This window comes from Streptomyces winkii, from assembly GCF_032248595.1.
GTDB classification, from domain to species: domain Bacteria; phylum Actinomycetota; class Actinomycetes; order Streptomycetales; family Streptomycetaceae; genus Streptomyces; species Streptomyces winkii.
In genome coordinates this window covers 82,275-104,441 of record NZ_JASTTH010000008.1, presented here as the reverse complement: position 1 = coordinate 104,441, position 22,167 = coordinate 82,275, and the positions used below count along the sequence as shown (strand labels likewise).

The following is a 22,167-nucleotide window of genomic DNA, read 5'->3' as shown; positions in this document are numbered from 1 at the left end:
GGCAGAGCCGCGGAGCGGACAGCGAGGGGCGGAAGCGGTCAGCGCGTCCGCCCCTCTCAGGCGTCGGTTTCTCAGACGTCGGTTTCTCAGACGTCGATCCGCGAGCGGTCCAGCGTCGCCGCCGAGGAGCTGATGAACTCCCTGCGGGGCGCGACCTCGCTTCCCATCAGCAGATCGAAGGCCGTCTCCGCCGCCTCCAGATCGCTGATGTTGATCCGGCGCAGGGTGCGGTGGCGGGGGTCCATCGTGGTCTCCGCGAGCTGCCCCGCGTCCATCTCCCCGAGGCCCTTGTACCGCTGGATCGAGTCCTTGTAGCGCACGTTGGTGCGCTCCAGCTCCAGCAGCGTCTGCCGCAGTTCGTTGTCCGAGTACGTGTAGAGGTACTTCTGCTGCCCCTTCTTGGGGTTGACCAGCTCGATCCGGTGCAGCGGCGGCACCGCCGAGAAGACCCGGCCCTCCTCGACCATGGGCCGCATGTAGCGCTGGAAAAGAGTCAGCAGCAGGCAGCGGATGTGCGCGCCGTCCACGTCGGCGTCGGCGAGGAAGATGACCTTGCCGTACCGGGCCTGGTCGATGTCGAAGGTCCGCCCGGACCCCGCCCCTATCACCTGGATGATCGAGCCGCACTCGGCGTTCTTCAGCATGTCCGAGACGGAGGACTTCTGGACGTTGAGGATCTTGCCGCGGATCGGGAGCAGCGCCTGGAATTCGGAGTTACGGGCCAGCTTCGCGGTCCCCAGCGCCGAATCCCCCTCGACGATGAACAGTTCGCTGCGGTCGACGTCGTCACTACGGCAATCGGCCAGCTTGGCGGGCAGCGACGAGGATTCCAGTGCAGTCTTCCGCCGCTGAGCCTCCTTGTGCTGCCGGGCGGCGATGCGGGTACGGGCGGCCGCGGCGACCTTCTCCAGTACGGCCCGTGCCTGCTGCTTGGCGTCCCGCTTGGTCGAGGTGAGGAAGGCCTTGAGCTCCGTGGCCACGACCTGCGCGACGATGCGCGAGGCCGCGGAGGTGCCCAGCACCTCCTTCGTCTGCCCCTCGAACTGCGGCTCCGCCAGCCGCACGGTGACCACAGCCGTGAGGCCCTCCAGGGCGTCGTCCTTGGCGATGTCGTCCTCCGCGACGCGGAGGATCTTCGTGGAGCGCAACGCCTCGTTGACGGTCCTGGTCACAGAGCGTTCGAACCCAGAGACGTGGGTGCCGCCCTTGGGGGTGGCGATGATGTTGACGAAGGACTTCAGCGTGCTGTCGTAGCCCGTGCCCCACCGCAGCGCGATGTCGACGCCCAGCTCCCGCTGCACCTCCGTCGGGATCATGTGGCCGAGGTCGTCGAGGACCGGCACCGTCTCCTTGAACTGGCCCTTCCCCTGGAGCCGGATCACGTCGCTCACCGGCTTGTCCTGTGCCAGGTACTCGCAGAACTCGCTGATGCCGCCGTCGTAGCGGAAGACCTGCTCCGAGGTCTCCTGTCCGTCCAGCCCCCGCTCGTCGCGCACGATCAGCGTGAGCCCGGGGACGAGGAACGCGGTCTGCCGGGCACGCCCGTACAGCGTCTCCAGGGAGAGACGTGCGTCCTTGAGAAAGATCTGCCGGTCCGCCCAGTAGCGCACACGCGTCCCGGTCCGGCCCTTCGGCAGCTTCTTTCCCTTGCGCAGACCGCTCCCGGGGTCGAACGGGGCGTCGGGACCGGACTCGGTGAAGATCCCGGGAACGCCGCGGCGGAAGCTGATCGAGTGCGTACGGCTGCCGCGGTCCACCTCGATGTCCAGCCGCGAGGAGAGCGCGTTGACCATGGAGGCGCCCACGCCGTGCAGACCGCCCGAGGCCGCGTACGAACCGCCGCCGAACTTGCCGCCGGCGTGCAGCTTCGTCATCACGACCTCGACGCCCGAGAGGCCCGTCTTGGGCTCGACGTCGACCGGGATGCCGCGGCCGTTGTCGATGACCTCCACCGAGCCGTCCTCGTAGAGGACGACCTCGATCCGGTCGCAGTGCCCGCCCAGCGCCTCGTCCACGGAGTTGTCGATGATCTCCCACAGGCAGTGCATCAGGCCCCGGCTGTCGGTGGAGCCGATGTACATGCCCGGGCGCTTGCGCACCGCTTCGAGCCCCTCCAGGACGAGCAGGTGCCGCGCGGTGTAATTAGTGCCACCGTCTCTGTCCGCACCGGCGAGCAGCGCAGTGGACGGCTTGGTGTTCCCCCTGCCGGAGGCAAGGGAAGAGTCGGCGGTCACGCGGTTCGCTCCTCGCTGAATTCTGCTTGTGGTGGCTGGCTGCCGCGTCAGAGGGTACCGAGACAGCAGGACAGGGCGTGCCGCGCCACCCAGGAAGGCAACAATGCTAGCCCGTGCTCGTTCGTACGTTCGATAACTCGATGGGGTGACGCACACATCACGTTCCCTTTGGCGCATGAACCATTTAGGCTCCGGGCACGTCCCCTTCAACACGGGAACACCACAGACAAACAACTGGACAACAGCAACCAAGCACCCTGACCACGAAGCAATCCACGCAATACGGCTCATTCGCCGCCACCCGGCAACATGCAGCCGCCCCGGGGAGAAATCTTCGAGGATTGGCCGAGAGCGGGAACGTTTTCGACCTGGTTGGATGTTGACCCTGGTACGACAGCTCGTCGAGCTAGAGAAGAGGCGACGTGACTACTGTTCTGACCCCCGCGACTCCGTTGACGGCCGCCGACCGCTGCGACCGCTGCAACGCACAGGCCTATCTGCGCGTCGTGCTGCTCAGTGGTGGAGAGCTGCTGTTCTGCGCACACCACGGGCGTAAGTTCGAGCCGGAGCTCAAGAAGATCGCCGCGGAGATACAGGACGAGACGGAGAAGCTCACTGCTCCCGCCAGCACGGAGGCTGGGGAGGACTGAGCGGCCTGACCTGACAAGACGTCCCGAACCGACGAGCTCGGACCGGCCATCGGGCCGGAATCGGTGGGCGGTCATCCGGTGACACCGGGTGGCCGCCTTTCGACGTCCAGGTCCGCCCGTCCCGCTGCCCGTGCCATCCCGGCCATCTCGTGAGCTCTGCCGCACCGGACCGCTCCAGGCTTCGGCTCTCAGCGAACAAGACCCGCGGACTCCCGCTCGTCACTTCCCTCACCTCCCCGCATCTCCCCTCGCCCGCCTCATCCGCTGTGCTCGCGGACGAGCGCCTCCACGGCCGAGACGCGGGTGTAGACACCCGGCCTGCCCTGCTCGCCGCAGCCCGCGCCCCACGACACCAGCCCCACGACCCGTCCGTGCGCCACGAGCGGCCCGCCGCTGTCGCCCTGGCAGGCGTCGCGGCCGCCCTCCTCGACCCCCGCGCACACCATGGACGCCTTGTCGAAGGCGCCCTCGGACCCGCTGGGATACGCGCGGGAACAGGCCGAGTCGTTCAGCATGTCCACGTCGGCGGCGCGCAGTTGGGGCGCGTAGTCGCCGCTCCCGCTGCTGTCGCCCCAGCCGTAGACCTGCGCGGCCGTGCCGGGCGTGTAGCCACGGTCACCGGCGGCGGCCATCGGGATCGTCGCGCTCGCGGGCATGGGTTCGTCGAGCGTGAGTACGGCGACGTCGCCCGAGTTCGTCGCGGTGTCGTACGCGGGGTTGATCCACCTCTTGCTCACCTTCACCTCGCGCCCGGTGCCCGTACCGAGATCGTTCCGTCCGGATATCGCGTGCAGGTCGTCGACCTCGCCGTGCGCGACGCCGAGGACCTCCCGGCTCAGGCAGTGCGCCGCCGTGATCACCGTACGAGGGCCCACGAGCGCGCCCCCGCAGAACTGCCCTGAGCGGGCGTCGCCGAAGCGGTCACGGCTGCCGAGAGCCACCGCCCACGGATGGTCGGCGGCATCCACGGGACGGCCGCCGACCACGACCCTGTCCCGCACCTGGGACGCGTGCGCCGGCGGCGCGAGCAGCAGCGCCAGCAGGGCGCCGAGCAGCGCGGATATCAGCGAAGGCAGTGGGAGTGCACGCAGCGGACGCATACAGCCTCCTGGCGGTGGCGGCCTCGGGAAGGGCCTTCGGACCATCAAGAGTGATCCGGATGGAGCACCTCCGCATCCTGAGGGGCCATGCACACATACGGCAGGGGCCGGTGACCCTTGGTAGGGTCGCCGGCCCCTGCCGTATGCGGACGGCCGCGCCGCCCGCCGCCCGCCGTCAGTCCAGGTAGTCGCGCAGGACCTGGGAGCGGGAGGGGTGCCGCAGCTTCGACATCGTCTTCGACTCGATCTGCCGGATCCGCTCACGCGTGACGCCGTAGACCTTGCCGATCTCGTCGAGGGTCTTGGGCTGACCGTCCGTCAGGCCGAAACGCATCGAGACCACGCCCGCCTCGCGCTCGCTGAGCGTGTCCAGAACCGAGTGCAGCTGCTCCTGGAGAAGCGTGAAGCTGACCGCGTCGGCGGGGACGACGGCTTCCGAGTCCTCGATGAGGTCGCCGAATTCGCTGTCGCCGTCTTCGCCGAGGGGCGTGTGCAGAGAGATCGGCTCACGGCCGTACTTCTGGACCTCGACGACCTTCTCCGGCGTCATGTCCAGCTCCTTGGCCAGCTCCTCGGGCGAGGGCTCGCGGCCCAGGTCCTGGAGCATCTGGCGCTGGACCCGCGCGAGTTTGTTGATGACCTCGACCATGTGCACCGGGATACGGATGGTGCGCGCCTGGTCGGCCATCGCGCGCGTGATGGCCTGACGGATCCACCACGTCGCGTACGTCGAGAACTTGTAGCCCTTGGTGTAGTCGAACTTCTCGACGGCGCGGATGAGACCGAGGTTGCCCTCCTGGATCAGGTCGAGGAAGAGCATGCCGCGGCCGGTGTAGCGCTTGGCCAGGGAGACCACGAGCCGGAGGTTGGCCTCCAGCAGGTGGTTCTTCGCGCGGCGGCCGTCCTCGGCGATGATCTCCAGCTCGCGCTTGAGTTTGGGTGCGAGCTTGTCGGCGGCGGCGAGCTTGTCCTCGGCGAAGAGGCCGGCCTCGATCCGCTTGGCGAGCTCCACCTCCTGCTCGGCGTTGAGGAGGGGAACCTTGCCGATCTGCTTGAGGTAGTCCTTGACGGGGTCGGCGGTGGCGCCGGCGGCGGCGACCTGCTGCGCCGGTGCGTCGTCCTCGTCGTCGTCGGAGAGAACGAAGCCCTCGTTCTCGTTCTTGACCTCGGCCGTGGGGCCGTCGTCGGCGCCGGGCTTGTTCGCGGGTTTGCCCGGTGCCTCCTCGGTCGGCTCGTCGGCGTCCTCGAGGATCTCGTCGACGACGGATTTCTTGGTGGCGGTCTTCTTGGGAGCGGCTTTCTTCGCCGCCGCCTTCTTGGCGGTCTTCTTGGCGGTGGCCTTCTTGGCGACGGCCTTCTTGACCGGCTCGGCGGCCAACTCGGCGGCGGCCACTTCGACGGCGTCCATGTCGACGGTCTCCTCCGCTGCTACGACATCGGCCTCAGCGGGAGCCGCCTCGGTCTTGCCGGCCGCCTTCTTGGCGGCAGCGGACCTGGCCGGAACCGTCTTCGTGGCGGTGCGCTTTGCGGGGGCCTTGGCCGCGACGCTCTTACGGGTGCGCTTGGGGGCCTCTGCGGCACTCACCATCAGCGTCACACCCTCCTCGTCGAGGATCTGGTTGAGGCTGCGCAGTACGTTCTTCCACTGGGTTGGCGGAATCTGGTCAGCCTCGAAGGCCCGACGCACGTCGTCGCCGCCGATCTGCCCCTCAGCCTTTCCCCGCTCGATGAGCGCCACCACAGATTCGGATTCGGCGATCTCCGCAGGGAGCGTACGGGATGTGCTGGCCGACACGAACAACCTCTCGGAACGATGGAAACGGCAAACCGCCGGTGGGGATGGACCGACGGCGCGGGCTGAGCTGTGGAGGAATACAGCGCCTGTACGAGCGCCGGGCTCCGGGTTCCGTATTCCCTCCTCGGCTGTCACCTATTGAGTCATCGCGCTGTGACGCGAAGCGTTACGGGCTATGCACGTGGCCCGGGTCACACCCTTCCCGATACATTCCGGAAAGAGGCCGACGAAAAGGACACCACTCCAAGAAGCTGCCCCGCATACACAAGGGCGGAAACGGCTGCGCCGCCGAAATCCGGCGGCGCAGCCGTTCGTGCCGTGGACCGCTGCCTGTCGACGCGGCGCCTGCGCGCGATCGGCGGTCGATGCGATCCGTTTCTCCGGGCGCTCGCCCGCGCGGCACGGGACGTCCCTCGTCTCTCAGGCGCCGCCCGGCTCAGTGCTCGCGTGGCGGGGGCACCACGTGGTCGCCGCCGCCGGCCCCGCCGGTGGCGCCGCCGACTCCGGGCGGCGAGACCGGTGCCGCCGTGTCGGGACGGCCGCTGAGCACGTGGCGCATCGCGGCCTCCGCCGCCGCGCCCTCGCCGGAAGCGAGCGCGTCCACGACCCGCTGGTGATGGGCGATGGAGGCCTCCGTCGCCACGTCGCATCCCGTACCCGGACCGCCCGAGACCTGAAGTGCGGCGGAGACGATGCCGGAGAGGTGTTCGAGCATGCGGTTCCCGGCTGCCTGCAACAACTGTCCGTGGAACTCGGCGTCCGCACGGGAGAAGGTCAGGGTGTCGCCCTGGCCGACGGCGTGCGTCATGATCTCGACCATGTCCGCGAGGCGCTGCTGCACCTCGTCCCGCACCTGACCCGCGGCGAGACGCGCGGCCAACGGCTCGATGGTGCTGCGGAGTTCACGCAGTTCCCGCCGCTGGTCCTCACGCTGCGGCCCGTAGGCGCGCCACTCGATGATGTCGGGGTCGAGCAGATTCCAGTCGCTGACGGGCCGGACCCTCGTACCGACGTTGGGCCTGGCGCTGACCAGACCCTTCGCCTCCAGAACGCGGAGGGACTCGCGGACGACGGTGCGCGAGACCTCGAAGCGGTGACCGATCTCCTCGGGGACGAGGGGACGGTCGGCCCCCAGGTCGCCGGAGACGATCATCTGGCCGAGCTGCTGGACGAGTTGACCGTGCAGGCCTCGTCCGCGACTGCCGGCCGCGCGCCTGCCGGCGCGGTTGATGTCGGCCTCGGAGCCTTGCCAGGCAGGGACGTTGCTGGTCGTGCGCGCCGAGCCGGAGGACTCGGCATACGCGTAGCGGTCGAGTTCGCCCGGGCCGGCGAGGCCTGAGTCGGCGGAGCGAGCGGCGGTCATCATGGAGTGCGCAAGGGTAGTCACGCATCCTTTGTCGGCGGCCCTCCGGGCGGCCTTGAGGGCTTTGGTGAAAAGCACACGAAAGGGTGATCACTGACTTCCGGACAATTGACGCCTTATCAGAAAGAACGCGTTGCCCGACGGGCATCTCCCTGTCATATGCGGGGTGTTGGGGAGGCTGACGACGGTTGACGGCCGCTTGCGCTCGACGAGCACTCGGTGCGCTGCGGTGGTGTGGTGGCCGCTTGGTCGCGTTGCCGCGCCCGGCAGCGTGTGGCAGCGCGTGGCAGGGGCGCTACCTGGCCTTTCCGCTCAGCGCGGTGACGAGGTAGCCGGCCAGCAGGGCCGCCAGTGACAACACCAGTGCGGAGCCGACCGGTTGGGAGGCCAGTTCGAGCAGAGCGGACACCCACCGTTCGGTTCCGGGCGGCCAGGGCACCAGCAGGGCCGCCTCCAGGCGTCCGGGAAGTCCGTCCGTGGATCGTGCCGAGGCGGAGTCGCCGCCCAGCAGCGCCCGTACAACTGGCGCCAGCAGCAAGGGAACCGCCACCACGACCGCCGTGCCCACCGTCGCCGACCGGAAGATTCCCCCGGCCAGAACCCCGGCCCAGGCACACCCGGCGGCGAACGCGAACACCGCCGCGAGGTGCAGCTGCCACGGCAGGTCGCCGGAGGATGTGCCGCCGGCGGGAAGCGCGAGGGCTTCGGAGCCGAACACCAGAGAGACGCCCGCGGCGTTGACGGCCGCGACCACGATGCTGAGCAGCACGGCCAGTGTCCCCGTGACGGCGAGCTTGGCCGCGAGAAGGCTGAGCCTGCGCGGCACGGGTGCACGGGCGGGCGCGAGCACGGGATAGCGGAACTCCTCGCCGGAGGCCCAGGCCCCCAGCAGTCCGGCCGCGACGGCGACGGGAGGCAGGAGGAAGAGGCCGCCGCCCGAGGGCCAGCTCGTCAGGAGGCGTACGACCGGTGGCAGCGGATCGCCGGAACCGGACGGAACTCCCATGCCTGTACGGGCCATCACGAGCGCGACGCACAGCGCCACCGCCACGGTGACCGCCATGGCGACCCACGTGCTCCGGACGCTCGCGAAGCGGCAGAGCTCATAGCGCAGCGGGGCGGCCGGGCCGGGGCGCGCCACGGCGTGCAGCTGCGGCGGCAGTTCGGCGGAGGCGCGGGCCTGTGGACTCCGCGGCGTCCAGAGGGACTTGGCGCCGCCGGGAGCGTCGGGGTCGGCGAGGGGCTTGAACAGTACGGGGCGGCGCGAAGCGGAGGACGCTCCGGAGGGAGCGGGGGTGGAGTCCGTGGACTCCGTGGATGCCGCCGTCAGGGGCGCGTCGCTGATCCGGACTGTGGGCGCGTCCGCGGGAGTTGGCTCGGGGCCGGCTTCGTGACCGGGTTCTGTCTTGGTTTCTGCTTCTGCTTCGGCTTCCGCCTCGGCGCCGTCGGCGGGTGCCTCGCCGTGTTCGCCGCCCACGGAGGCCACTCCGGCCACGGCGACCGGTGCGGACGTCGTGGCCGTCGTGGAACGTGCGGAGCCCATCGCGGTACGTGTGGCGCTCGCGACGAGTACCGGCTCGGAGCGGTCACCGTCGTCGGGGTCGGAGCCGGGCTCGGGCCGGAGGTCGGATACGGGCTCGGGCTCAGGCTCGGGCCGCCGCTCGTCGCCGGTCGGGGCGTCCTTGCTGGAAGCCGGTGAAGCGCCGGAGGCAGCGGAGGCGGTGGATGCGGTGGATGCGGTCGCCGGCTCTTCGAAGTCGTCGAGCCCCTCGATCTCCTCGATCTCTTCCATCTCTTCGATTCCGAGGAGGACTTGATCCCTGCGGGGCTCGACAGGTGTGCCGTTCGCTTCCGAAGTTCCGGGGCCGGACGTGGAGATGGGGGCCTCGTGGGCACGGTGTCCGCCGCCGTCCGTCTGCGAGGCGTCCGCCTTCGAAGCCCCCGGCGCAGGCTGCGCGCCGGCGGCCCGGTCCGCCTCCGCACCGGACGGCTCGTTCGCCGCTTCCGCCGACGCGGTTCCCGTGCCTGGGGCGACGGCACGCGCCGGGGCACCGGCCGGGCGCCTCCCGTCGGCGCGGTCGAGCGGGCCGGGACGATGTGCGTCTCCGGTGTCGCCGCTCTCGTCGGTGAGTTGATGCACGAGGATGCCGTTCCGGTAGGCGTGCTCCCCGACTTCGGCGCAACTGCTCCCGTAGACCGAGACCTTGGTGCCGCCTTCGCGGACGACCTTGAGGGGACCGCCGTCGCGGCCCGCGCCCGCCTTCCGTCCCTCCTGGGTGAGTACGGCGACGAGGCGTTCGGCGTGCGGAGTCCGGACGGCGACGCGGGGACGGAGCCGCGTACGTACGTAGTCGGCGGCGCCCTGATCGGCGATCAGCCTGCCGGAGTCGATACTGACGACGCGGTCGGCGACTTCGGCCGCCTCCCGGGAGCGGCGTGACGTGAGCAGGACGGTGCCGCCCTGGTTCGCGTAGCCGCGCAACAGCGAGTACAGCCAGGCGGTCTCGCGCGGGGACAGCCCGAGTGAGGGCTCGTCCAGGACCAGCGTGTGGGGATCTCCCAGCAACGCGCAGGCCATGCCGAGGCGTCGGTCCATGCCGCGGGAGAGCGCGCTCATTCGCTGGTCCGAGAGGCCGCTCAGCCCGACGACGTCGAGCACGTCGTCCGCTCTGCCGGCCGGGACTCCGGCTGCGGCGGCGAGCATCTTCAGATGACCGCGGGCCGTGCGCCCCGGATGCCCGTTCACCTCGCCCAGCAGCACACCGACTTCGCGCGCCAGGTGATGCACGCGGTGGACGGGGCGCCCCCGGAAGAGAGCCGTCCCGCGGCCCGCCTGAAGTTGGAGCATGAGGCGGAGGGCGGTCGTCTTGCCCGAGCCTTCGGGACCGAGAAGCACGGTGACGCGGCCGGGACGCGCCTCGAAGGTGAGGTCGTCGACAGCGGGCTTGAGTTGGTGGCGGCGAGGCACGCTGGTGAGCCCGATTGCCTGGATCATCGCTTCTCCCGCGTGACGCGTGGGGGATGCATCCAGGCAAGATAACGCGACATGTCGGGCTTTCACCGGCAATGCAGCTCCCCCGGCCAAGTCCGTTGCCCGGCGAGCGGGGTGTGGGGTGCGGGCGCGTGCGAGGCGGGTGGCCGGCCGTGAGCGATCGAAGGCCCTGGGGCAGCTCGGCGTGCTGGGGCGCGGGATCGTCAGACTTCGGGACGCAGCATCGGCGGATTGAGCACGTTCGCGCCTCCCGCACGGAACAGCTGCGCCGGGCGCCCGCCCTGACGCGTCGTCGTGCCCCCGCTGGGGACCAGGAAGCCCGGCGTACCGGTCACTTTGCGGTGGAAGTTGCGTGGATCGAGGACCACTCCCCAGACCGCCTCGTAGACCCTGCGCAGCTCGCCGACGGTGAACTCCGGTGGGCAGAAGGCCGTGGCGAGTGAGGAGTACTCGATCTTGGAGCGTGCCCGTTCCACTCCCGCCGCGAGGATCTGATCGTGGTCGAAGGCGAGAGACGCCTTGTCGCCGTCTTCGTCGCGCCGGCGGGAGGGGTCGCCGACACCGAGCAGGTCGTCGACCGCAGCCCAGCGGGCACCCCGTGCGTCTCCCCCGGGCGTCGGGGAGGGCAGGTCCGGGGCGAGCGCGAGGTGGGCGACGCTGACCACTCGCATACGGGGATCCCGGCCGGGGTCGCCGTACGTGGCGAGCTGTTCGAGGTGCGCACCGGGCAGTCCGCTGTCGGCATCGTGCGCCCGCAGGCCCGTCTCCTCCGCCAGTTCACGCGCCGCCGCGGCGGCGAGATCCTCGTCCGCACGGACGAAGCCCCCGGGCAGGGCCCACTTCCCCTCGTAGGGAGCTTCGCCTCGGCGCACGGCCAGTGCACAGAGCGCGTGTCTGCGCACGGTGAGCACCACGAGGTCGACGGTGACGGCGAAGGGTGGGAAGGCCGACGGATCGTAGGGCATGCCATGATCATAGTCGTCTGCCTGACGATAATCAGGCGGTTCGGGGGCGCCCCTTCCCGCTTGTTGCCGGACCGTTCGGCGGGCATCCATGCCGGGGCTCGCACCCGCTGCGCGGCCCCAACTGCCGTCAGCCGCCGACAAGTCGCAATCCGTCCGCCACCTCCTCCACCTCGGCCTCGCCGTCGCCGCTCACCCGCACCGAGAACGGCTCGCCTGCGACGCGAAGCCCCGCGAAGCGCACGGCGCCGAGCCCCGCTCCGGCCAGCGGGCGCACGGTGACCGTCCCGGACGGAACGTCAGGGCGCACTCCGGCGAGGACGGTGACCAGATGCACGGCACCGGCCGCCGCCACCGCGGCGGGGCGGCAGGCCGCGGGGTGCGGCAGCGGCACACCGCCCTCGGACCGCGGCTCCGCCGCATACATCTCCGGCAGCCGTTGGCCGAACGAGGCCGCCGCATCGAGCATTCCGCGCAGCAGCGAACCGGCCTCCTTCTCGTGCCCCGCCGCGGCGAGCCCCGAGACCGCGGTCACGGACTCCTGGACGCTCACGGCACCGCCGCGATGCCCGAACGGGTTGTACCGGTCGTCGCCGCTGCCGAGGCTGCGCAGACCCCAACCGGAGTCGAGCGCCGGGCACTCCAGCCTCCGGCAGAGCTGCTCGGTCTGAGCCTCGCTGAGGAGCCCGTCGGCGGGACGGCCTCCCCCGGCCAGGCCCGTGTCCAGCAACTCCGCTGCTGCGGACGTCGGATACGTCATCGCGGCTCCGCCGCGGCTGCGGAGCGCAACGGGTCCGGCTTCGTCGCCCTCCTCCCGCCAGAGCTCCTCCCGGAACCGGCGGCGAAGCTCCTCGGCCCACTCCCGCAGCTCTCCTCCCCCGTCGCTTCCGCAGGAGTCGAGGAGTTCGGCGCCGAGCAGCGCCGCCCGGTGCGCGCTCGCCTGGACTTCACACCGGTACGGGCCGTCGGGCGCTGGATCGGGTACGAACATCTCCTCGCCGCCCGCGTGGAGCATCCATCGCAGGCACCGCTCGGCGGCAGGCAGAAGCCGTTGCGTGTCGCATTCGGGAAGGCCCCACAGCCGTGCTTCGGCGAGCACCGCGGGAAAGAGCAGGGTGGCCTCCGTACCGCTGCAACTCGGCGGGGCGTACGGGCCGGCATGGCGCAAGGCGCCTGGGAGGCGGCCCGTGTCGGGGCCCGGCCCTGTGAACTGGCCGCGGGCGAGCGTGCGCAGGGTGCCTGCCGCAAGGCGGGTGCCGAGCGGGAGCAGCATCCGGGCGGCACGCAGGGACTCGGCGGGCGCGAGGGCGCAGCGCCACGGGGCTCCCGCTGCGAGATGCAGGTCCGCCGACGCGGCCGGATCGTTCATGAGCAGCGCGTTGGCGTCGTCGAGACCGGCGCGGAAGAGCGCCTCGACCCTGTCGTCGTCGCCGACGGCGCTTGCGCCGCGCCAGAGCCTCGGGAGGGTCGAAGGTCTTGGGGCGATGACGGACTCCGGGCGGCCGGCGCCCCTCTTCGCCTTGCCTCGTCCCTTGCCCTTGCCCCGCTGGGGACGGTCGGTCTTCGGGGCGGTCTTCACCAGGTCGGTGCGGAGCACGACCGTACGCTCCGAACCGGGCGGCATCGCCCAGTCCCACCTCAGCAGCCCCAACTGGGCCCAGCTGGTGTCCGGCTGGGGCTCCGCGGTGACGGTGGCGCGGAGAGGTCCGGCGGACCACGACAGGCCGGAACCGTGAACGGACGCCGGAATCTCGTGCCCGGCCCGCCCGACGGCGATGGCCGCGATCTCGGCGAGGTCCGTCCCGAGGCGAAGCTCGAACGGCAGCATCACCTGACGGCCGCCGGTGTTCCGTACGGTGATGCGCTCCGTGCCCTCGGCCGATCTGAGCCTGTCGACCACGAACTCCGGGTCGGGACCGCTCCGGACGGTGGTCCGGGCCGTGGCGGTGAACTGCGCCTGCCCCGCGCCGACCATGCGCCCCCGAAGCGGCAGCGGTTCCTTGCCGCCGAGGAGGAGACGGCAGCGTGCGAGCACCCGTCTGCCCGCATAGTAGAAGCCCTCCATGCCCTCGCCGTTGAGCTGGCCGTGCTCGGCGGAGACCGCGAGGTGCGGCGCCGCGACGCAGATCAACGCGGCGTGGGCGGACTGGTGTTCCGCGACGCCGGGCGGCTGCCCCGCGGGGATGCGTCCACGGGCGGGATGTCCTCCCGGTGCGGCACGGCTGCCGTGCGGGATCGCTCCGGGCGGATACCGGCCGGGAGTCGGCTGCTGCGGCGCGGCGGGCTGCGACTTCGTGGACACGGGCGTACCTCCGCTTCCTCTTGTGTGGGGTCCGGCGAAGGCCGGGGCTGGAGATGAGCGGCGTCTGCAATGAGATGAACGGCTGACGGGCATGCTGGTCACGGCACACCGCAGGTCGCGGCCCCGGGTGGACCCTGCTTCTCCTGCGCTTGGCGCAGCGCCCGCTCCTTGCGCATGCAACGGCGCAACGGCTCTGGATCCATGCCGTCGTTGAAGGCACGGTGGAGAAGCTGGGCGAAGACGTAGTCGGGATCGCTGCGGAGGGCACGGTCGAGGGCGACCCGGGCCGAGGGGCCGTCGCCGGCAGACCAGGCGACCCAGCCCGCGAGCGTCAGGGGAGCCGCCGCGTGCTCGCCGTACGGCCCGACGCATCGACGGGCGAGGGCCCGCCAAAGACGCAGCGCCGGGCCCGAGTCGGGGCCCTCCATCCACTCCGCTGCCCGGTCGCGCGTGCGGCGGTCCTGGAGGCCGAGGATCATCGCCGCCGCGTCGTCATCGCCGAGCAGCTCGTCGTCGTGGGCGTCGGCCCGGGCGATGTCGCTCTCGTCGGGAACGGAAGCAGCGAACCGGGTCATCATCGACCGGGCGAGCTGAAGCGTCTGGGCTCTCACGACGGCGCAGCCGTCGGGCTCCAGCATGCGCGGAACGAGCGCCGAACTGGCCGAATCCAGCGCCCTTTCCTGGGCGTCGGCGACCTCGGAGCCGAGCGGAGCCAGCCTTCGCTCCATCTCCCGCAGGGAGCCGCGCACTTGGATGCCGGCGTATGCGGCAGCGGCGGCCATAGCCGAAGTACCGGTCCCGCCCAGAGGCCGCCCTTCGCCCGGACAGCAGTCCGCGTCGGGACAGCAGTACGACCAGTAATGACCGTCGGACAGGCACAGCGCCTCGTAGACCGGGATCTCACGCGAACCGCAAGCCGTGCGCAGCGCCTGGGCGAGCGGGCGCAGCCGCAGCATCACCTCCTCCCTCTTGCCGTCGGCGCCCGGATCCTGGCAGAGGAAGACGATGGCCCCGTCGGGCCGGGACGAGCCCGAACTCGCCTCGCCCTCCAGGCATGCGGCGACCTGCTCGGAGACGGCGGGCCACTCCTCGCACGCGGCGGGGATGCCGATCCTGATCCGGCCGCCGAAGCGGCCTCGCGAGCCGTGCAGGGCGACGACCACGATGGAGTCGTCGGGATAGAACCCGAGCAGATACGGAAGAGCGTCCGCGAGCTCGGCCGGGCTGCGCAGCGCGATCTCATGCTTCCCTCCGGGCGGCGGAGGGACCGGGGCCGGCAGGGTGCCGTGGGGCTCGGCCCCCGTCTCGTCCTCACCGTGGCCGTGGTGTCCGTTGTCTCGCTGTGTCATGACGCAAAGGTGCCGCGAACGAGCCCCGGCTTGTCCCTACTTATCCACAGCTGCCCTTGTTTGTACGCCAGTCGTACTGAAGGCTGCGCAGCACTCCTGCTTGTCCGGAACCCTGGGGCAATACCCGAACTCCCCACGACAGCCCAGGAGTTCGCAACACTGACCAGCACTGACCAGCACTGTCCGGCTTTGCCCGGGACTCCGGCGCCGGGTCGGCCCGGTCGCTGCGGCGCAAGATACGGCCGTCAAACCTAAGTTGAAAAAGCTACCGAGTTTCTTCACTTGATAGGGGTAACCGAGAGTTGCACCCCGATCATCGGAGCGGCATCATTCCGTGGACCAAAGCCCCGACAGGCCTGGCTGGCCTCGTAGTTCAGCGGCGTCGGCGGCTCCATGTCCCCTGGGAAGGTTCCCCTCCTTGTACACGCATGTCTTTGGCCTGCGCGCTCGCCGGGCTGCTCTGTTGGGTGCCGCCACTGTGATGGTCGGCGGCACGTTGGCCACCGTCCCGGCCTACGCCGCTTCCGCGGACGGTCACTCCGGCTCGACCGGCAAGGCGACCGCTGCCGCGGCCCGTGCCGATCTCAACGTCTCCGTGGCGAACGCCGCGAAGGTGCCGGTGAGGGCGTCCCTCAACGCCGTCAGCGCACCCAGCGACGCCGAGAAGACGCTGCTCACCGCCGACGTCAAGGGCGCCAACAAGGGCCAGCCCGTGACCCTCGTCCAAGCCGACGTCGCGCGTTCCGGCGCCAAGGCCGACGAGCAGCGCTCCATCGGCAAGGTCAGGCTCGCCGGAGTGCGGGCCTTCGCCCCCGGCCTGCCGGGCAAGCCGCTGCTGAGCGCCGACCTCCTCACCGCCAACGCCTCCTGCCGGGCGGGCGAGAAGCCCACCGCCAAGTCCCAGCTGGAGAAGGTCACCGTCCTCGGGAAGCCCGTCACGCTCGACGCCGGCGGCAGCAAGAAGGTCGAACTCCCGGGCCTGGGCAGCGTCGACGTCTCCCTGGAACAGGAGAAGACGACGGGCAGCACCGGTGCGGCCACCGCGCTGAAGCTGTCGTACGAGGTCAACCCCGCCAAGCTGAACGTCGTGAAGGCGGCCGGTGAGATCGTGCTCTCCGAGGCCACCTGCGAGTCCCCGAAGGGCGGCGGGGCAGGGGACAACGAGCCCGCTCCGCAGACCGGCGGCAGCAGCGGTGACGACGGAGGCGGCCTCGCCGAGACCGGCGGCAACGCGGCCACGCCCATCATCGCCGGCGTCGGTGCCGTCCTCGTGCTCGGTGGCGGGACGATGTACCTGATCCGCCGCCGCAGCGCCCAGCGCGGCTGACGCTCAAGCGCCACCACCACGCGCGACCGCGCGTGGAGCCACGGGCTCCGCATCGCCCACGCCTTCCCCTGGGCGATGCGGCTCGTACGACGCCCACCACACCCCGCTCGACGGTGTGGTGGGCGTCGGCGGTTGCGGAACCGACCGACTCTCAACGCCCGCTCTGCCGCCCGCCGTTGACGTCCCTCTGCCGCTCCCGCGCGTCGTTCGGCCCGGCCCGAAACACCTTTACCCGCCCCCATACGCACAAGGTGAATGGACCCGTACACCGTCGTGCGACGGGCCCGTGCCCGGGCCCGCGCACGACTCATCCGACTGACGGGGGTCATATGAAACATGTCGTGCGTACGGCGGCAGTCCTGATCGCGGCGACGGGCCTGGCACTGAGCACCGCGACGTCCGCGCATGCCGCTTCCTGGAAGAACGAGTACTGGCGCGACGGCGACGACGGGGACAAGGGCGGCGTCTCCGGCTCGGCGGCACGCTACTGGTCGGGCGACGAGGACGTACGGGCCTACATCGGCTTCAGCGCCAAGGGCGAGCACGTCATCGCGTACAACGACACGTCGGTGCGCGCCAGCTACCTCGTGACGGCGGACGGCTGGCCGGTCGCCGCCGACGATCTGGCCCCGGGCGGGTCCGAGTCGGGCTCACTGGGCCTGGACGAGAACCGGGCCGTCAGCATCAAGATCTGCGTCAAGAACCGGGGTTGCGCCACGCTGAGCACCCTGAAGTCCTGACTCCGGGGTTTGGAGCGCACGGTCTGAGCGGACCGGACGGCCGGATGGTCCGGATGGACGGGGTGCCCGCCGGCGTCCCGTCCATCCGGACCGCGCCGCGGGCGGCGGATCAGTCGAGGCAGAACTCGTTGCCCTCGGGGTCGGCCATCACGATGTGACCTGCGCCGAGAGGGGGTGCGGGCTCGTGCCGCGCGAGCCGGGTGGCGCCGTGGGAGAGGAGCCGTTCGGCCTCCGCCTCCAGGGCCGCCATCCGCTCGTCGCCCTGGAACCCCGGGGCGGCCCGCACATCGAGGTGCAGGCGGTTCTTGGTCTGCTTGCCCTCTGGCACCCGCTGGAAGAACACCCGCGGTCCGGAGCCCTCCGGGTCGACCACCGCCGAGGCGTCGTTGCGGCGTTCGGGCGGCACGCCCATCGCCTCCAGGGCCTGGTCCCACGTCTCGAACTCCCCTGGCGGGGGCTGCAGTCGGTATCCCATGGCCTCGGCCCAGAACCGCGCCAGCCGGGCCGGGTCGGCGCAGTCCACGGTGATCTGTACGTCGCGGGCCATCTCAGCCCACCTCCTGTCCGGTCTGGTGCCGGGTGTGCCGGTAGAGATCGCGGAGCAGGCACACCTCGGAGAGATGGTGGATCAGCTCGCGGTTGATGTGCAGCACCAGCGCGGCCAGAGGATGCTCGGCGTACGGTCCCTCCGCCTCTCCGCACGGGCGGGCCAGGCCGGATTCGCCGAGGGACTCGACGCCGGCCAGCCATGTGGCGTACTCCGCGTCGAGCTGGGCCAGCGCCTCGGCCGCGGTCGCGGCGTACTCGAACGAGTTGTAGTCGGTGGGCGCGCGGCCGAAGTGCGCGGCGTTGCGCATCGCGAGGACGCCGACGATCACATGGCCGAGCCGCCAGGCGATCGTCGTGAAGGGCGCCGGTTCGGGCTCCGGCACCGCGAATTCGACGGTCATCGCGCCGGACCCGCCCTGAATCGGTGCCGTGCCGGTGCCGCGCGGGCGCACGCTCCAGCAGCCGGGCGCCGGCTCCCAGAAGTACTCGTCGTCGGTGAGCCCGTCGAGACGGTCGCGCAGCTGGTTCGTCCAGTGCCATGTGAGCTGGTCTCGGAGGATGGGGTTCCACGTGAGGTCGGTCATGGGCTCAGCCTTCCGCATATAGCGGACAGGATCGGTCCGTGATCTGTGGAACGATGAGTGCGTGACCGTCGAGGCGACGACCGAGCGCGTGCTGCGGCTTCTGGCGCTGCTCCAGCGGCGGGCGTCCTGGACCGCCGCCGAGCTCGCCGCCGAGCTGAGGGTCACCGACCGCTCGGTGCGCCGCGACGTCGAGCGGCTGCGCGCGCTCGGCTATCCCGTGCACGCGACGGCGGGCGTCGGCGGCGGCTATCAACTCGGTGCGGGGACCCGGCTGCCGCCGCTCCTTCTCGACGACGAGGAGGCGATCGCCACGGCCGTCTCCCTGCGGCTGGCGTCGGGAGGCACGGTTGCCGGTGCGGGCGAGGCGGCACTGCGCGCCCTCGCGAAGCTCGACCAGGTGATGCCGCCCCGGCTGCGCGCCGAGGTGCGCGCGGTGCACGGCGCCACCGAGACCCTCGTCGGTCCCGGTGTCGAGATCGACGCGGAGCTGCTGGTGACCCTCGCGCGGGCCTGCCGCGACTCGGTGCGCGTGCGCTTCGGGTACGCCGCCCGCGACGGCGAGGAGCGCGAGCGCACCGTCGAGCCGGTGCGGATGGTCGCGACCGGCCGCCGCTGGTACCTGATGGCCTGGGACGTCGACCGCGACGACTGGCGCACCTTCCGGCTGGACCGCATGCGCGAGGTGGAGGCGACGACGTGGCGGTTCCGGGCGAGGGAGCATCCGGACCCGGTCGCCTACGTGCAGCGTTCCGTGACCGCGGCGCCGTACAGGTACCTCGCACGAGTACGTGTGCACGCACCGCCCGACCGGGTGCGCGAGCTCGTACCGCCCCAGGTGGGGCGCGTCGAGGACGATCGCGACGGGTGGTGCGTGCTCGTCGCCGGAGGGCAGGACCTGGACTGGCTCGCCGTGCACGTGGCCCGGCTGGGCTTCGAGGCGGAGGTGCTGGAGCCTCCGGAACTGCGGGAGGCGGCCGCCCGGCTCGCCCGCCGCATCGCGACGATGGCCGGGGACCGGGACGGGACGGCTGACGCTGGTTGATCACCAGGGACGGGACCGGCGGCCTGGCGATTGCCGCGGGAGACGCCTGCGCCGCGGCGGATCTGACCGTCCTCCGAGGAAGCGGGCGGTTCAGGCGTCGTATTCGTCGGGGACGCGCATGTTCGGGCCGCCGACCTGCAAGCCCAGAGGCGCCGCGCGTCCCTTCGGCTCCTCCCACGCCTCCTGGCGGCCGAGCGCGGTCAGGTCGAGGTACTGGTAGGCGTTGTGGAACTCCTCGATGCCGCGGCCGTACGTCGAGTAGGTGTGGAAGACCTCCTCGCCGACCCGCAGGAACGCGCTGACGCCCGGCAGTTCGGAACCGCGCATGCTCTCCGTCCACGGTCCGCCCGTCCACGGTGTTCCGGTCTCGGCGAGTTCGGCCTCGGTGCGGAAGTGGAGCAGCACAGGCGCGACGCGGTCGTCGAGGGTGGCGTGGAAGTCGTAGTTGAAGTCGCCGCCGTACGAGGAGTACCAGGGGAACGTCCAGCCCATCCGCTCGCGGAACTCCGCGATCTTCTCGTACGGCGCCCGCGACACCGCGACGAGCGTGGTGTTGCGCACGTGCAGCTGCCGCAGTCTGCCGATGCCGTCGGCGGCCGAGGAGCAGCTCGGGCAGCCCTCGTCCCAGTCCGGGCCGAACATGAAGTGGTGCATCACCAGTTGCGGACGGTCCTCGAACAGGTCGGGCAGGCCCACCGTTCCGTCCGGTCCCTCGAACGTGTAAGGCTTGTCCACGCGGACCATCGGCAGCCGGCGCCGCTCGGCGTTGACCCGGTCGCGGGCGCGCGTCAACTCCTTCTCCTTGACCAGCAGTTCCCTGCGGGCGGCGAGCCACTCCTCGCGCGAGACCACCTCGGGCAGGTTCCCCATCGTCGTCATCCCGGTCTCTCCTGACTGCTCTCGTACTGCGAGTGGACTGGACTCAACCTAGGGAACCGGGGCCGCAAAAGCGCGGGCTCAGCCCGCCGCGGCGAGAGTCAGCGGAAGAACCCGTCCGCTGCCCGCCCGGCGGAGCAGGCGCGCGGCGACCGCGAGGGTCCAGCCCGAGTCGGTGTAGTCGTCCACGAGCAGTACGGGGCCGGGTGAGCCGCCCAGGGCGGCGGCCAGCTCCTCGGAGACGGCGAAGGCCCCGGACAGCGACCTGAGTCGCTGGGCGGAGTTGCTGCGCCGTGCCACATGCGCGCCGCCCGGCCCGGTGTAGGTCAGGGTGCCCAGAAAGGGAAGGCGGCCCACGCCCGCGACCCCCTCGGCGAGGGATCCGATCAACTGCGGCCGGGCCAGCGACGGCACGGCCACGACGCCCACCGGACGTGCGGAGGCGTCCGGAGCGCCCGACGCCCAACCCCCCGCGGAGCGCGCCCAGTCGGCGAGGACCGCCACCGCGGCCCGCAGCACGTCGTCGGGCACCGGACCGTCCGGCGCGTCCTCGGCCAGCAGCGGGCGCAGCCGGTTGCCCCAGCCGATGTCCGAGAGCCTCCCCAGGGCACGCCCGGTGGAGCACTGCTGTTCGGCGGGGATGCGCCCCTTGAGGTCGATGCCGAGTGCGGGCATGCCCGTCGGCCACATCCGGCGCGGCTCGACCTCCACTCCGGGGCGGTCCAGTTCCTTCGCCGCCCCGGTCAGCGTCTCCTGCGAGACCGATGAACCGGCCCAGGGGCCGGCGCAGTTGTCGCAGCGGCCACACGGGGCCGCCCCCTCGTCGTCCAGCTGCCGGCGCAGGAACTCCATCCGGCACCCGGACGTGCTGACGTAGTCCCGCATGGCCTGCTGCTCGGCCGCCCGCTGCCGCGCCACCCACGCATAGCGCTCGGCGTCGTAGACCCACTCGGCTCCGGTCGCCGTCCAGCCGCCTTTCACCCGCTTCACCGCACCGTCGACGTCCAGCACCCTCAGCATCGACTCCAGCCGGCTGCGCCGAAGATCCACGGAGGCCTCCAGGGCCGGTACGGACAGCGGCCGTCCCGCGTCCGCGAGCACCGAGAGGGTCTGCCGTACCTGCGCCTCGGGCGGGAAGGCCGTGTCCGCGAAGTAGCGCCAGATGGCCTCGTCCTCCGTGCCCGGCAGCAGCAGCACGTCGGCGTGTTCCACGCCCCGCCCGGCACGCCCGACCTGCTGGTAGTAGGCGATGGGAGAGGACGGTGAGCCGAGATGGACGACGAAGCCCAGATCCGGCTTGTCGAAGCCCATGCCCAGGGCCGACGTCGCGACCAGCGCCTTGACCCGGTTCTCGCGCAGGTCCGCCTCGGCCTGCAACCGGTCGGCGTTCTCCGTGCGTCCGGTGTACGAGGCCACCTGGAGGCCGCGCTGCCGCAGGAACGCCGTGGCCTCCTCGGCCGCGGCGACCGTGAGGGTGTAGACGATCCCGGAGCCCGGCAGCTCGTCCAGATGCTCCGCGAGCCAGCCCAGTCGGTGCGCGGCGTCGGGCAGCCGGACGACGCCGAGCCGCAGGCTCTCCCTGTCGAGGGGACCGCGCAGCACCAGGGCCTCGCCGGCGCCCGTGCCCAACTGCTCGGCCACGTCCGCCGTGACGCGTGCGTTGGCGGTCGCGGTGGTCGCCAGCACCGGCACGCCCGCCGGAAGACCGGCGAGCATGGACCGCAGCCGGCGGTAGTCGGGCCGGAAGTCGTGGCCCCAGTCGGAGATGCAGTGCGCCTCGTCGACGACCAGAAGACCGGTCGTGGCCGCGAGTTCGGGCAGCACCTGCTCGCGGAAATCGACCGAGTTGAGGCGTTCCGGGCTCACGAGGAGGACGTCGGTCTCACCCCGCTCGATCTCCCCGTAGACGGTCTCCCACTCCTCCGGGTTGGCCGAGTTGACGGTGCGCGCCCGGATTCCGGCACCCGCCGCCGACTCGATCTGGTTGCGCATCAGCGCCAGCAGCGGCGAGACGATCACCGTGGGACCCGAGCCGCGCCGGCGCAGCAGGGCGGTGGCGACGAAGTACACCGCCGACTTGCCCCAGCCGGTGCGCTGCACCACCAGCGCGCGCCTGCGCTCCTGCACCAGTGCGGACACCGCCTGCCACTGGTCCTCGCGCAGCCGCGCCGAACCCCCCGGGTCGCCGACGAGTTCGGCGAGGATGGCATCGGCCTCGGTGCGCAGCTCCACATCGTCCATGCGCCCATGCAACCCGATGGAGAGGGCTACGAGCCATCTCTCCCGGAGTGAGAATCAGCTC

The 22,167-nt window shown here is 71.2% G+C and carries 16 protein-coding genes; 4 read left to right on the top strand and 12 right to left on the bottom strand.

Features of this window, described 5'->3' with window-relative positions; translation table 11 throughout:
- Nucleotides 1-86: 86 nt before the first annotated feature.
- Nucleotides 87-2,234 (bottom strand): DNA gyrase/topoisomerase IV subunit B, encoded by a 2,148-nt coding sequence (locus QQM67_RS24025; RefSeq protein ID WP_314176344.1) that lies wholly within the window; start codon nucleotides 2,232-2,234, stop codon nucleotides 87-89.
- A gap of 422 nt (nucleotides 2,235-2,656) precedes the next feature.
- Between QQM67_RS24025 and QQM67_RS24020 the strand changes: the two genes are divergently transcribed.
- Complete coding sequence (locus tag QQM67_RS24020; protein ID WP_314176343.1) at nucleotides 2,657-2,884, top strand: DUF7455 domain-containing protein; 228 nt, start codon at nucleotides 2,657-2,659, stop codon at nucleotides 2,882-2,884.
- 257 nt (nucleotides 2,885-3,141) lie between these two features.
- Here the strand turns inward: QQM67_RS24020 and QQM67_RS24015 are convergent, their stop codons facing one another.
- The 7 genes from QQM67_RS24015 to QQM67_RS23985 form a co-directional block, all read right to left on the bottom strand.
- Nucleotides 3,142-3,984, bottom strand: a complete 843-nt coding sequence (locus QQM67_RS24015; protein WP_314176341.1) for a S1 family peptidase — start codon at nucleotides 3,982-3,984, stop codon at nucleotides 3,142-3,144.
- A 175-nt stretch (nucleotides 3,985-4,159) separates the two neighbouring features.
- Entirely contained in the window at nucleotides 4,160-5,785 is a 1,626-nt protein-coding gene (locus QQM67_RS24010; RefSeq protein ID WP_314176339.1) for an RNA polymerase sigma factor, read from the bottom strand.
- A gap of 430 nt (nucleotides 5,786-6,215) precedes the next feature.
- Nucleotides 6,216-7,220, bottom strand: coding sequence for a FadR/GntR family transcriptional regulator (locus QQM67_RS24005; protein WP_314176338.1), 1,005 nt, complete (start codon nucleotides 7,218-7,220; stop codon nucleotides 6,216-6,218).
- 217 nt (nucleotides 7,221-7,437) lie between these two features.
- Nucleotides 7,438-10,137 carry an ATP-binding cassette domain-containing protein gene (locus QQM67_RS24000; protein WP_314176336.1) on the bottom strand — a complete coding sequence of 900 codons (2,700 nt, stop codon included), beginning with the start codon at nucleotides 10,135-10,137 and terminating at the stop codon, nucleotides 7,438-7,440.
- Nucleotides 10,138-10,337: 200 nt separating this feature from the next.
- Entirely contained in the window at nucleotides 10,338-11,099 is a 762-nt protein-coding gene (locus tag QQM67_RS23995) for an NUDIX hydrolase (RefSeq protein ID WP_314176334.1), read from the bottom strand.
- Nucleotides 11,100-11,226: 127 nt separating this feature from the next.
- Nucleotides 11,227-13,398 (bottom strand): glycogen debranching N-terminal domain-containing protein, encoded by a 2,172-nt coding sequence (locus QQM67_RS23990; protein WP_314176332.1) that lies wholly within the window; start codon nucleotides 13,396-13,398, stop codon nucleotides 11,227-11,229.
- 98 nt (nucleotides 13,399-13,496) lie between these two features.
- Complete coding sequence (locus tag QQM67_RS23985) at nucleotides 13,497-14,747, bottom strand: DUF4192 domain-containing protein (RefSeq protein WP_314176331.1); 1,251 nt, start codon at nucleotides 14,745-14,747, stop codon at nucleotides 13,497-13,499.
- Nucleotides 14,748-15,210: 463 nt separating this feature from the next.
- On the opposite strand from QQM67_RS23985, the gene QQM67_RS23980 reads away from it, so the two are divergent.
- Together QQM67_RS23980 and QQM67_RS23975 are read left to right on the top strand one after the other, a co-directional pair.
- Entirely contained in the window at nucleotides 15,211-16,074 is an 864-nt protein-coding gene (locus QQM67_RS23980) for an SCO1860 family LAETG-anchored protein (protein ID WP_314176330.1), read from the top strand.
- 341 nt (nucleotides 16,075-16,415) lie between these two features.
- Nucleotides 16,416-16,814 (top strand): hypothetical protein, encoded by a 399-nt coding sequence (locus QQM67_RS23975; protein WP_314176329.1) that lies wholly within the window; start codon nucleotides 16,416-16,418, stop codon nucleotides 16,812-16,814.
- Nucleotides 16,815-16,923: 109 nt separating this feature from the next.
- Here QQM67_RS23975 and QQM67_RS23970 read toward each other — a convergent pair whose 3' ends face one another.
- Together QQM67_RS23970 and QQM67_RS23965 are read right to left on the bottom strand one after the other, a co-directional pair.
- Nucleotides 16,924-17,361, bottom strand: a complete 438-nt coding sequence (locus QQM67_RS23970; protein ID WP_314176327.1) for a VOC family protein — start codon at nucleotides 17,359-17,361, stop codon at nucleotides 16,924-16,926.
- A gap of 1 nt (nucleotide 17,362) precedes the next feature.
- Complete coding sequence (locus tag QQM67_RS23965) at nucleotides 17,363-17,947, bottom strand: DinB family protein (protein ID WP_314176325.1); 585 nt, start codon at nucleotides 17,945-17,947, stop codon at nucleotides 17,363-17,365.
- 61 nt (nucleotides 17,948-18,008) lie between these two features.
- On the opposite strand from QQM67_RS23965, the gene QQM67_RS23960 reads away from it, so the two are divergent.
- Complete coding sequence (locus QQM67_RS23960) at nucleotides 18,009-18,989, top strand: helix-turn-helix transcriptional regulator (RefSeq protein ID WP_314176323.1); 981 nt, start codon at nucleotides 18,009-18,011, stop codon at nucleotides 18,987-18,989.
- 90 nt (nucleotides 18,990-19,079) lie between these two features.
- Here the strand turns inward: QQM67_RS23960 and QQM67_RS23955 are convergent, their stop codons facing one another.
- The gene (locus QQM67_RS23955) at nucleotides 19,080-19,868 is read right to left on the bottom strand and encodes a DUF899 domain-containing protein (protein WP_314176321.1); all 789 of its coding nucleotides are present in this window, start codon (nucleotides 19,866-19,868) and stop codon (nucleotides 19,080-19,082) included.
- A 78-nt stretch (nucleotides 19,869-19,946) separates the two neighbouring features.
- Nucleotides 19,947-22,106 (bottom strand): RecQ family ATP-dependent DNA helicase, encoded by a 2,160-nt coding sequence (locus QQM67_RS23950; RefSeq protein WP_314176319.1) that lies wholly within the window; start codon nucleotides 22,104-22,106, stop codon nucleotides 19,947-19,949.
- Nucleotides 22,107-22,167 lie beyond the last annotated feature (61 nt).